Here is a 12446-nt window from a genome sequence, read left to right on the forward strand (position 1 = left end):
AAATAATTGTATCAATTTAATAGTTAGGGTATCATCGAAATATGAATGTATATCCGAATATCTCATATATAGCTAAACTAATTGCTGAACCTACAAGAGCAATCATATTAGATTGTCTAATGAATAATCAGGCACTACCTGCTAGTGAATTGGCTTATATGGCAAAAGTGTCACATCCAACAATTAGTTCGCATCTTTCTAAATTAGTAGAAGGGAATTTACTTACAGTTGAACAACATGGTAGACATCGTTACTATCGACTTGCTAATCAAGAAGTTGCAGAAGTGCTTGAAAAGTTAGGGACAATTGCACCAACAGTTCAAGTTCGCTCTTTAAAACAATCAAGCCAACTAAAACAAATTCGTTATGCTCGAACTTGTTATGATCATCTTGCAGGCAAACTCGGTGTAGAGATAACTGAAAAATTACTAGATAGGCAATTTATAATTTTAGAGGATGGAGAATACATTGTAACGGAACAAGGTAAGCAATGGTTTCTGAATTTTGGAATAAATGTTGATGAGGCAGATACAAAAAGGAGGGTATTTGCAAAACCTTGCCTTGATTGGAGTGAACGACGCTACCATATTGCCGGTTGGTTAGGATCTGCAATAGCAAAACTATTTTTTGAACAGGAATGGATTACAAAAACGGATAAGAACCGAGCTGTCCATCTTACAAAGAAAGGTGTAAAGTTATTGGAAGATCAATTAGGCATTGATATGAAAACTGAGGAAAGAAAAGCTTGAAATTAGAAAAGTCCGTCAAAATGACGGGTTTTTTCATTATGGTAGGAGTGTACATGAATAATAGGATGTTACCAATAATTGTTGCCAATAAAAAAATCTTTCTTTTCATTCTTCTTTTTTAAGTTTTAAAGGAGAAAGCTAGGCTTCTTATTTTTACTAATGTTATAATAAGAAAAAAGCACGAAAAGAGGTCATCTCATGCTAGAGGTTATTGCAACATGTTTAGAAGATGTAAGACGAATTGAAAGCGCTGGCGGGAAGCGGATTGAATTAATTTCATCTTATACAGAAGGTGGTTTAACACCGAGTTATGCTTTTATAAAAAAAGCGGTAGAAGCGGTAAGTATACCAATTCATGTTATGATTCGTCCGCATGCGAAGTCTTTTACATATACGGAAGAAGAAATTGAAATGATGAAAGAAGATATTATAGTTGCACAGAAGTTAGGAGCAGCTGGTGTAGTATTAGGCGTATTAAATGAACGAAATGAAGTGAATGAAGAGAAATTAGCGGACTTACTATCTGTTGTAGATGGAATAAATGTAACGTACCACCGTGCGATAGATGATATAGAAAATCCAGTAGAAGCGATGAGAACTTTAAAGAAGTTTCATAAAGTGACTCACGTTTTAACTTCAGGTGGACAAGGAAATATAGTAGAGAATATTCCGGTGCTTACAGAAATGCAAAAGGTAAGCGATGGTCAAATTCAGCTTGTAGCTGGAGCTGGCGTGACGAAAGAAAATATAAAGCGATTGCTAGATGAAACTGGAATCACGCAGGCGCATGTCGGTACAGCGGTAAGAGAAGGAAAATCATGTTTTTCTGAAATAGATCCTAATTTAGTACAAGAATTAGTTGAAATAATAAAATAAGTGCTTAAGAAAGAGGAGAAACGATGAAGGAAAATACAAAGAAAGAATTATTCTCTTGGGCTAAAACGATAGGTTTTACCCTTGTATTAATTGCTATTATTCGCGGTGTTTTATTTACACCTTCTTTAGTGCAAGGTGAATCAATGATGCCCACTTTAAAAAATAACGAACGAGTTCTCGTGAATAAGATTGGTTATAGTATAAGTGGATTAGATCGCTTTGATATTATCGTCTTCCACGGAAAAGAAGGATACGATTTAGTAAAACGAGTAATTGGTTTGCCAGGCGATACAGTTGAGTATAAAAATGATGTTTTATATGTAAACGGAAAAGCGATGGAAGAACCATATTTAAAAAAGTTTAAAGAAAAAGCAGTAGGTCGTGTATTAACTCCAGACTTTACGTTAGAACAAATCACTGGGAAAACGAAAGTGCCAGAAGGCCAAGTATTTGTTTTAGGGGATAATCGTGAAGTTTCTAAGGATGGTCGCATGTTTGGCTTTATTTCAGAAGATGAAATTGTCGGAAAAGGACAAGCTGTTTTCTGGCCGTTGGAACAAGTAAGAGCGTTATAAAGTGTGGTGAAGTATGGGAGAGATATTCTTCCATACTTTTTTATTTGCTTAAAATCTATTGATTGAATTGAAAGAATATTTTATAATTTTAAATTATATGTTTGTTTCGAAAAACGGAATTTAAGTTCCGTAATTCGGAACGAAAGGGAGATAGAATGAGTATAAATAAAACGGCAGTTAAGACAATGGATATTTTAGAGTTGTTTTATGAGCATGAAGAGCTAAGTTTAACTGAGATGGTTCAGCTTACAAATATGCCGAAAACATCTGTTTATCGTTTAATTGGTTCGTTGGAAGAGATGGAGTTTTTACAAAAAAACGAAAAGGGGAAATATCGTTTAGGGGTCGTATTTTTACGGTTCGGTCAACTTGTTTCACACCGATTATCAGTAAGAAATATAGCAATTCCTTATATGAAAGAACTTAGAGATAGTTTAGGACAGGCAGTTAATTTAATAATTCAAGATGATAATGAGGCAATTTACGTTGAAAAGATGGAGGGTGTTCAGCCGGTACGCGTGTATACGGCGGTTGGAAGAAGAGCACCGCTTTATGCTGGTGCATGTCCAAGAATTTTACTATCGTATTTCTCTGAGGAAGAGAAACGGAGATACATAGAGGAAGTGGATTTAAAACAGTTTGCAGATGGAACAATCGTGGATAAGGAACAATTGTTAGAAGTGTTGCAAATGGCAAAAAAGGAAGGCTACACAATTAGTTATTCTGAGTTAGAAAATCATACAGCCGCGATAGCAGCACCCATTTTCGCGAGCGATGGAACGGTTGTAGCAGGCATTAGTATTTCAGGATTAGCAATTGAGTACAGCGAAAGTAACATTTCATATTTTATTGCGAAGGTGAAAGAAACAGCGCATCGCATTTCGAAAGAACTCGGCTTTTTGGCATAGAAAGAGGGAGTAGGATGAAATTTTCTGCGTTAGGGGATCAAGCAATTATTGTTACATTTGGTGAAGAAATTAAGATGGGTATATATGAGAAAGTACAGCGGTTATTTAAAGCACTGCAGCAACATCCGTTTGCAGGAATGATAGAGTGCGTTCCGTCGTTTACTTCATTAGCTGTTTACTACAATGTATACGAAGTATGGAAGGGAAATGAGAGAAGTGAAAGGTCACATGATTACGTTCGCCAGTATATAAAGGAGCTGTGTGATTCTTATAAAGAAGAAGTAAAACAGGATGTGAAACATATTTCTATACCAGTGTGCTACGGGGGAGAATATGGACCAGATTTAGAAGAAGTCGCGCATTATCACGGTTTACAAGTAGAAGATGTGATTCGAATACATAGTGAAACTACATATTTTGTATATATGCTAGGTTTTACACCAGGGTTCCCGTATTTAGGAGGACTTTCAAAAGAATTAGAAACACCTAGAAAAGAAAAACCACGGTTACAAATCTCTCCTGGTTCAGTAGGTATTGGCGGAAATCAAACAGGTATTTATCCGCTTGAAACACCAGGTGGATGGAATATTATCGGCCGAACACCTATTACTCTATTTAATCCGAAAGAAGAAATGCCAACATATATTCAAAGTGGTATGTATTTACGATTTATCCCGATAACGAAGGAAGAGTACGTATCACTTGAGGGGGCTAAAGAATGGATGTAGAAGTTTTGCATGCAGGAATGTTTACAACAGTCCAAGATTTAGGGCGATCTTATTATCAACAGTTTGGTGTACCTGTTGGGGGTGCTATGGATAAAAATGCGCTTAGGCTCATCAATATGTTAGTCGGTAATGAAGAGAATGAAGCAGGATTAGAAATGACGATTTTAGGTCCTAAATTGTTAATAAAGAAAACGACTTTACTCGCAATTGGTGGGGTTGATATGGAACCGTTGTTAAATGGAGAACGTATCCCATTATGGCGTCCCATTTTAGCGGAAGAAGGTAGTATGCTTTGTTTTGGAAAAGTGAAAAGTGGTTGTAGAGCGTATGTGACTTTTGCGGGTGGTATACATATTGAGCGTACAATGGGAAGCAAAAGTACGTACATACGTGCTGCGATTGGTGGTATAGAAGGAAGAATGCTGAAAAAAGGAGATTGTTTTCAAATTGGTACGTACTCAGAAATGGCGAATCGTTTCATTCAAGACTTACAAAAAGATGAGCGAATAAAAACGAAATGGGTAATTAGCAACAGCGTACTACCAAAGTATAAGAAACATCCTAAGCTTCGTGTCATAACTGACTTTGAATACGATCAATTTACCGAAGAAAGTAGAAAGGCATTTTTTACGAAAGAGTATAAGGTATCTAATTATGCTGACCGTATGGGCTACAGGGTTGAGGGAGAAGTTTTAAATAGGATTGAAGAAAAAGAGATTTTATCGAGTCCTGTTACATTTGGAACCATTCAAGTTCCTAATGGTGGACAGCCGATTATATTAATGGCAGATAGGCAAACGACAGGTGGCTATCCGAGAATGGGAAATATCATTTCAGTAGATTTACCTCTTCTTGCCCAGATAAAGCCGGGGGACTATGTTTCTTTTGAGAAAATTACGCTTGAAGAAGCGGAACAATTGTACATAGAACAAGAAGTAAATATGAATCTATTAAAGAAATTCATTGCTTTACGAAGCTGAAATTAGGAGGGAAATAATGTGAAGACAATCGATTTAAACTGTGATTTAGGAGAAAGTTTTGGCGCTTATAAAATGGGGAATGATGATGAAATTCTTCCATTCGTATCCTCTATAAATGTTGCTTGTGGTTTTCATGCAGGTGATCCGTCTGTTATGCGGCAAACGATTGAAAAGGCAATGCAACATAAAGTAGCAATAGGGGCACACCCCGGATTTCCAGATTTAATTGGATTTGGTAGAAGGAACATGAATGTTTCAGCAAGTGAAGTATACGATTATGTTTTATATCAAATTGGTGCATTAGACGGTTTTGTAAAAGTGGCTGGCGGGAAGATGCATCATGTGAAACCGCACGGTGCTCTATATAATATGGCGGCAACTAATCCGGAAATTGCAGATGCAATTGCAAAGGCAATTTATCATATAAATCCAAGTCTATTACTTTACGGATTAGCAAATAGCGTGGCATTTATACAGGCTGCAGAAAAATACAAAGTAACTCTCGTACAAGAGGCTTTTGCGGATCGTACATATAAGCAAGATGGTACATTAACGAGCCGTACAGAAGAAAATGCACTTATAAAAGATGAAGACGAAGCGATAAAGCAAGTACTTCAAATGGTGAAAGAAGGCCATGTAAATTCGATCAATGGAGAGAAAGTAGCAGTTCAGGCGCAAACGATTTGTTTACACGGTGATGGGGAAAAAGCAGTACAATTTGCAGAAAGAATATACAGAACATTCAAACTCAATGGTATTTCTATTTGTGCACCGAAATAAAAAATAGGGGGAAGTGCTAGAAATGATTAAATTAATCGGAATACTACTTGTTGCAGTAGGCTTTTTATTTAGATTAAATACACTTTTAGTAGTTATGGTTGCAGGTATTGTTACTGGTATGGTTTCAGGATTAAGTTTTTATGATGTGATCAGCATGTTCGGTAAATTTTTCATAGAAAATAGATATATGTCTATGCCAATTATATTAACTTTACCGGTAATCGGAATTTTAGAGCGTTACGGTTTAAAAGAAAGAGCCGAAGCACTTATAACGAAATCAAAAGGAGCAACAACTGGAAGAGTATTAATGTCATATTTTACGATAAGAGAATCATCAGCAGCACTAGGGCTTAATATTGGTGGGCATGCGCAAACAGTAAGGCCGCTCGTTGCACCGATGGCAGAAGGGGCTGCGCAAGGTAAATACGGTAAACTTCCTGAAAAATTAAGAGAAAAGATTAAAGCAAACGCAGCTGCTGCGGAAAATACAGCTTGGTTTTTCGGAGAAGATATTTTCATCGCAACTGGTGCTATTTTATTAATGAAAGGATTCTTCGATTCAGTAGGTATGCATGTCGGTGTATGGGATATGGCACTTTGGGGCATTCCGACAGCAATATCTGCACTTATTGTAAGCTGGATTAGATTTAGAAGGTTTGATAAATATATAGAGAAAACAATGAAGGCAGAAGGAAAAGAAGAGAAGGAGGCAATCTAATATGAACATCATCACAATGGATACAATCTATTATGTATTAGGGATAATTGTTGCTTTTATCGCTGTTCGTATCGCATTCGATCGTGAACATCCAAACAGATTCGGTTCTAGTTTATTTTGGGCATTGTTTGCAGTTACATTTTTATTTGGAAATGTAATTCCTTCGTTTTACGTTGGCTGTATCGTGCTCGCTATGGTCGTTTTAGCCTCGCTAAATAAAGTGACAAAATCAGAGGAAAAAGAAGTTCCAGTACAAGAACGTGTAAAACATGCTGAGAAATTAAAAAATAAAATTTTTATGCCTGCACTATTAATTCCTATTTTTACAATTATCGGTACGTTGACGTTAGGGAAAATTAAATGGGGAAATGTCTCTCTTGTTGATCCAGATAAAGTAACTTTAGTTGCATTAGCGCTTGGTGCATTACTCGCATTTGTCGCGGCGATGCGTATTACAAAATCGAAAATAACAACGCCTGTTCAAGAAGGAAGCAGACTATTACAAGCTGTCGGCTGGGCTGTTATTTTACCACAAATGTTAGCGGCACTTGGCGGTATTTTTGCGAAGTCGGGCGTTGGACAAGTCGTTTCTGATTTAGTCGGACAAGTGTTACCGACAGAGTATCCGTTCGTTGCTGTTATGGCGTACTGTTTAGGCATGATGCTATTTACAGTCGTAATGGGAAATGCATTCGCAGCGTTTGCTGTTATTACTGGCGGAATTGGCTTACCTTTAATAGTTCAAATGCACGGCGGAAACCCAGCAATTATGGCAGCACTCGGTATGTTTGCTGGATATTGCGGAACACTGCTTACGCCAATGGCAGCAAACTTTAATATCGTACCTGCGATGCTTTTAGAGCTAAAGGATAAAAATGCGGTTATTAAAGCGCAAGTACCAATTGCTCTTTCAATTTTTATCATAAATATGTTTATTATGTACGGCCTTGTATATCGTTTTTAATTAGGAGGATAAAACTATGAAAACAGTATTATTAACAGGGTTTGATCCGTTTGGCGGAGAAAATATCAATCCAGCTTGGGAAGTAGCAAAAGGTTTGCATGAAAAAACAATTGGAGAATACAAGATAATAAGCAAACAAATACCAACTGTATTTCATAAATCAATAAGCGTATTAAAAGAGTATATAGAAGAACTAGCGCCGGAAATTATTATATGTATCGGACAAGCTGGGGGCAGACCAGATATTACGATAGAACGTGTCGCAATTAATATTGATGATGCAAGAATTGCTGATAATGAAGGGAATCAGCCAGTAGATGTACCGGTTGTAGAAGAAGGAGCGATTGCGTATTGGTCTACACTTCCGATGAAAGCAATCGTAAAAAAACTTCGCGAAGAGGGCATACCGTCATCTGTTTCACAGACGGCAGGCACATTCGTTTGTAATCACTTATTCTATGGACTTATGCATGAACTAGAGAAACATGATAAGAAAATAAAAGGCGGATTCATTCATATTCCGTTTTTACCAGAACAAGCGAGTAACTATCCAGGGCAACCGAGTATGTCACTTTCTACTATTCGTAAGGGAATAGAATTGGCAATTGAAGTAACGATGACAGTTGAAGGAGATATTGTAGAGATTGGGGGCGCAACGCATTAAGTAAAATGAATTGTACAACACCTCCTGTAAACAACTGGTATAATAAGAATAGGAAAATACATAGAGGTGATTTTTGTGCAACAATTTGAAGAGGTACGTTCAATTTTAGAAAAAGCGAAGAAAATTACAGTATTAACAGGCGCTGGTGCAAGTACGGAAAGTGGTATCCCAGATTTCCGTTCAGCAAATGGATTGTATGCTGATGCGAATGTGGAGATGTACTTATCAAGAGGGTATTATAACCGAAGTCCGAAAGAATTTTGGAAGCATTATAAAGAAATCTTTCAAATTAATACGTTCCATCAATATAAACCAAATCGTGGACATCGTTTTTTAGCTGAGCTAGAAGAACAAGGGAAAGATATTACGATTTTAACGCAAAATATTGACGGTTTACATCAATTAGGTGGCAGTAAACATGTCATTGATTTACATGGAACACTTCAAACAGCACATTGTCCGAAGTGTAAAGCGGGATATGATTTACAGTATATGATTGATCATGAAGTGCCGCGTTGTCAGAAGTGTAATTTCATTTTAAATCCAGACGTTGTTTTATACGGAGATACACTGCCTCAATATCAAAATGCGATGAAACGTTTATATGAAACAGATGTACTTATCGTTTTAGGAACGTCGTTAAAAGTACAACCTGTCGCTTCATTCCCACAAATCGCAAAGAGGGAAATCGGGGCAACGACAATTTTAGTAAATGAAGAGTTAACAGGACAAGAATATAACTTTGATTTTGTTTTTCAAAATAAGATTGGTGAGTTTGTTGAAGGGTTATCTTCAATAAAATAAATTATCGAAAAAACTGAGGTATCCACCTCAGTTTTTTATTTGGGTAATCGCTGTATTAAGCAACATGAAAACAGGTCGATAATGTAGTAACCACATCTCTATAATTTATAAAAAAGGTTTTAGTCGGCAAAATAGCAGAATAGGAAGAAATGTTGTCTTTAACCAATAAACAATCGTCATAAAGTAAGCTAATATGTAGCTGTTGTAAAGGCTCTATTTCGTTTTGCTTTAAGTATAAAACTAAGTCATTATAAAGTTGTTCACTATAATTACTTACGGAACATTCTATTGAAAGCTGACCTACTATGCTAGTCCACCATACTTTAAAGCTACATATTAATTCTTTAAATGATTCCTCATCACATAAATTAGCGTCAAAAAGTTTCTTATAAAATATATGATTCTCCTCGTGGAAAATTTGTAAATCATATCTGTCGTTAGCAGTTTGCTTACGAAGAGTCAGCCATAATTCTTTGAAATTTGTTTCAAAGTCACTTGAGAAATGTAATGTTTTTGTTATGTAAGGAAAACGTAAATTTCCTTTTTTCTCTTTTTGGTTGAGATACATATTTTGAATGTAGATCATAAAGTTTAAACAATGTGGCGTTTTAGTATGTATGATAAACGAATCTGTCATTTTCGTTCTCTCCTTAAGTAATGTCTTTTATAAATTTATTTCTTTAGTATACAAAGAAATGTAAACTAATGGTATAAAAATAAATTTGCCCCATTTTTCTTTTAGAATAATATTCATGTTATTTTGCATTCAGGGAATGGTAATAAATAGGATATAAAAATAAAAAACTGAAAATTAAATCTTTTATTTCTTTTATAATTAATATAAAATTCTATATATATCATATAAATAAATTTGATACATAATGACTTTGCGTAGAAATGTTAATAGAATGAAGCGAGGGAGCGAAATGAGACAGAAAAAGGAGCAGAAAAAACTATCGAAAAAGAAAAAGACTCATATTCCATTTCGGTTAAATGTACTATTTTTTATTGTCTTTCTTTTATTTTCAGCTATTATAATTCAATTAGGTAAAGTACAAATCATTGATGGAGAAACGTATAGAAATGAAGTAAATAAAAAGGAAGATGTAACGGTAAGCACTCCCGTTCCTAGAGGGAAAATGTTTGATCGGCAAGGTCACGTTATTGTAAATAATAAACCATTGCGAACCGTTACATATACGAAAATGAGAGGAGTAGACTCGAAAGAAGTTTTACAAGTAGCAAGAGATTTAGCTAAGCTAATTGAAATGTCGCAAGAGGACATAGACAAGTTAACAGAAACAGATAAAAAGGATTTTTGGATGCAGTTAAATGAAAAGCGGGCAGCAGCGAAAGTAACGAAAGAAGATGAGAGTAAATTTAGAAAGCAGGAGATAGAAGGGAAAGAATTAGATAAAAAAGTTGAAGAGTTACGTAGGGAAAGAATTACACAAGAAGAATTAAGTGAACTTTCAAAAGAAGACCTAGAAGTACTAGCCATTAAAAGCAAAATGAATGCGGGATATAAAATGACGCCGCAAATCGTTAAAAAAGATGTAAGTCAAAATGAATATGCTGTCGTTAGTGAAAGGTTGGCAAGTTTACCGGGGGTAGATACAACAGTAGATTGGGAACGTGAATACCCAAATGATAAAATACTGCGCTCTATACTAGGTAGCGTTTCTAATGAAAATGAAGGGTTGCCAAGAGAACAATTAGATTATTATTTAGTTCGTGATTATAATCGAAACGACCGTATTGGTAAAAGTTACATCGAAAAACAATACGAAGATGCACTACACGGAACGAAAGAACAGTCTAAAAATATTATGGATAAAGCAGGGAAGATTGTTCGAACAGAAAAAGTGACTGAAGGAAAAAGTGGAAATAACTTGATGTTAACAGTCGATATGGATTTACAGAAAAGAGTAGAGGGAAGCCTTGAAAAGAATTTACAAGCCTTTCATGCTGCAGAGCCGATGATGGATCGTGCGTTCGTAGTAATGATGAATCCGAAAAACGGTCAAATTTTATCAATGGCAGGAAAGAAAATTGTAAATAAAGATGGCGGTATGCAAATAGAAGATTATGCATTAGGAACGATGACAAGTTCTTATGAGTTAGGGTCAACTGTAAAAGGTGCTACTTTATTAACTGGATATCAAACAGAAGCGATTAAGCCGTATACACATTTCTTTGATGCACCAATGTATTTTAAAGGAAGTTCTAAGCCGAAGAAATCGTGGAAAGAATTTGGGGATATTGATGATTTAAGAGCTTTGCAAGTGTCATCGAACGTTTACATGTTTAATACGGCTTTAAAAATGGCAGGCATTAATTATGTCCCAAACAATCCATTAGACATTAAACAAGAAACATTTAATAAAATGCGCTACTATTTTAGACAATTTGGCCTAGGTGTGTCGACTGGTATTGACCTGCCAAATGAATCAATTGGTCAAGTAGGTAGAACTGATAACATACCCGGATTTTTACTTGATTACGCGATTGGACAGTATGATACATATACGCCGCTTCAGCTTGCACAATATATTTCAACCATTGCAAATGGCGGTTACCGAATGAAACCACAAATTGTACAAGAAGTTAGAGAGCAACCGAATAGACCAGAGGATGTAGGAAAAGTCGTTCGGTCGATTGAACCAGTTGTATTAAATCGAGTGGATATGGACACTTCGTACATTAATCATGTAAAAGAAGGATTTAGAAGAGTTTTTCAAGAAGCTGACGGAACAGGTACCGGAACGTTTAAAGGTCTACCATATAAACCAGCGGGAAAAACAGGAACAGCTGAGACAGTATATGGTGGAGAAAGTGATATTGGAAGAGATGAGAACAACAACCGAAAAAAATGTTATAATTTAACTCTTGCCGGTTATGCACCATATGATGCTGATCCGGAAGTAGCTTTTTCAGTTGTTGTACCATGGGTGAATGATGATAAATCAGGAATTAATTCTGCGATTGGTAAAGAAATTTTGGATGCGTATTTTGAGTTAAAAACAAATAGATCAAATGCAAATTCAATTCCAGTAGAACAACCGAACAAGGCACAGTAAAAATAGTATCACTGCATGGAAACATATTGTGCAGTGATATATTTTTTGAGTTAAAAAGCGCTTTATAAGGTGGGAATGGATATGAAAAAGGAGATTAAGAGAGGCTGGGGCAAGTACATACTATTTATATTGGTGATAGTCATAGGCTACCATTCTTTTACTTTATGTAAGGTGGAAGGGGAATCGATGCAGCCGACTTTATATGAAGAAGACTACGTATTTGTAAATAAAGCAGTAGTACGTCTTTCTAATTTACAACACGGAGAAATTGTCATTATAAAGGAAGCGGATGAATCGAAATATTATGTGAAACGTGTAATAGGGCTTCCTGGTGATGTAATTAACATAACGAACGGAAAGGTATATGTGAACGATAAAAAGCAAGAAGAACCATATACAAACAAAGATTTATTTAACAACACACAAGTGTTTTATAACTTTCAAAAGACAAAAATTCCGCCAAATAAGTTATTTGTAATGGGAGATAACCGCGAAGTAAGTAGAGATAGTCGAAATGGCTTAGGATATATTGAAGAAGATAACATAATTGGCAAGGTGGAATTTGTATATTATCCTTTTTCAAAAATGAAAATAATAGAATAAGTGGGAGAGGAGCAAAA

Annotated in this window: 14 protein-coding genes; 13 read left to right on the forward strand and 1 reads right to left on the reverse strand. The window is 35.7% G+C overall.

The genetic code is table 11. From position 1 onward, the window contains the following. Positions 1-41 precede the first annotated feature (41 nt). The 11 genes from AU379_RS08595 (at position 42) to AU379_RS08645 (ending at position 8746) form a co-directional block, all read left to right on the forward strand. Positions 42-749, forward strand: a complete 708-nt coding sequence (locus tag AU379_RS08595; RefSeq protein ID WP_001103809.1) for a helix-turn-helix transcriptional regulator — start codon at positions 42-44, stop codon at positions 747-749. 198 nt (positions 750-947) lie between these two features. Next, complete coding sequence (locus AU379_RS08600) at positions 948-1625, forward strand: copper homeostasis protein CutC (RefSeq protein WP_061139125.1); 678 nt, start codon at positions 948-950, stop codon at positions 1623-1625. 23 nt (positions 1626-1648) lie between these two features. Continuing rightward, positions 1649-2200, forward strand: a complete 552-nt coding sequence (lepB, locus tag AU379_RS08605) for a signal peptidase I (protein WP_000662498.1) — start codon at positions 1649-1651, stop codon at positions 2198-2200. A gap of 155 nt (positions 2201-2355) precedes the next feature. Continuing rightward, on the forward strand, positions 2356-3108 hold the full coding sequence (locus AU379_RS08610) for an IclR family transcriptional regulator (protein ID WP_000026357.1): 753 nt from the start codon (positions 2356-2358) through the stop codon (positions 3106-3108). A 14-nt stretch (positions 3109-3122) separates the two neighbouring features. Then, entirely contained in the window at positions 3123-3836 is a 714-nt protein-coding gene (gene pxpB, locus AU379_RS08615; protein WP_000672273.1) for a 5-oxoprolinase subunit PxpB, read from the forward strand. Beyond that, complete coding sequence (locus tag AU379_RS08620; RefSeq protein WP_061139126.1) at positions 3827-4816, forward strand: biotin-dependent carboxyltransferase family protein; 990 nt, start codon at positions 3827-3829, stop codon at positions 4814-4816. The genes pxpB and AU379_RS08620 overlap by 10 nt, the downstream gene beginning before the upstream one ends. An 18-nt stretch (positions 4817-4834) precedes the next feature. Then, positions 4835-5596: a 5-oxoprolinase subunit PxpA gene (gene pxpA / locus AU379_RS08625; RefSeq protein WP_061139127.1), complete on the forward strand. Its 762-nt coding sequence runs from the start codon at positions 4835-4837 to the stop codon at positions 5594-5596. 22 nt (positions 5597-5618) lie between these two features. Continuing rightward, positions 5619-6314, forward strand: coding sequence for a DUF969 domain-containing protein (locus AU379_RS08630; protein ID WP_000593392.1), 696 nt, complete (start codon positions 5619-5621; stop codon positions 6312-6314). Position 6315: 1 nt separating this feature from the next. Next, positions 6316-7278 carry a DUF979 domain-containing protein gene (locus AU379_RS08635; protein ID WP_001021658.1) on the forward strand — a complete coding sequence of 321 codons (963 nt, stop codon included), beginning with the start codon at positions 6316-6318 and terminating at the stop codon, positions 7276-7278. Between the two features lie 16 nt (positions 7279-7294). Next, positions 7295-7942: a pyroglutamyl-peptidase I gene (gene pcp / locus AU379_RS08640; RefSeq protein ID WP_061139128.1), complete on the forward strand. Its 648-nt coding sequence runs from the start codon at positions 7295-7297 to the stop codon at positions 7940-7942. A 75-nt stretch (positions 7943-8017) separates the two neighbouring features. After that, positions 8018-8746 carry an NAD-dependent protein deacylase gene (locus AU379_RS08645; RefSeq protein WP_001183798.1) on the forward strand — a complete coding sequence of 243 codons (729 nt, stop codon included), beginning with the start codon at positions 8018-8020 and terminating at the stop codon, positions 8744-8746. A gap of 55 nt (positions 8747-8801) precedes the next feature. Here AU379_RS08645 and AU379_RS08650 read toward each other — a convergent pair whose 3' ends face one another. After that, complete coding sequence (locus AU379_RS08650; protein ID WP_061139129.1) at positions 8802-9383, reverse strand: hypothetical protein; 582 nt, start codon at positions 9381-9383, stop codon at positions 8802-8804. Between the two features lie 289 nt (positions 9384-9672). On the opposite strand from AU379_RS08650, the gene AU379_RS08655 reads away from it, so the two are divergent. Both AU379_RS08655 and lepB (AU379_RS08660) read left to right on the forward strand, forming a co-directional pair. Next, positions 9673-11826, forward strand: a complete 2154-nt coding sequence (locus AU379_RS08655; protein WP_061139130.1) for a penicillin-binding protein 2 — start codon at positions 9673-9675, stop codon at positions 11824-11826. A gap of 81 nt (positions 11827-11907) precedes the next feature. Next, positions 11908-12429, forward strand: a complete 522-nt coding sequence (lepB, locus tag AU379_RS08660) for a signal peptidase I (protein ID WP_001986493.1) — start codon at positions 11908-11910, stop codon at positions 12427-12429. The last annotated feature ends 17 nt before the right edge of the window (positions 12430-12446 follow it).

The sequence above is a fragment of the Bacillus sp. JH7 genome, from assembly GCF_001563515.1.
Lineage (GTDB): Bacteria > Bacillota > Bacilli > Bacillales > Bacillaceae_G > Bacillus_A > Bacillus_A cereus.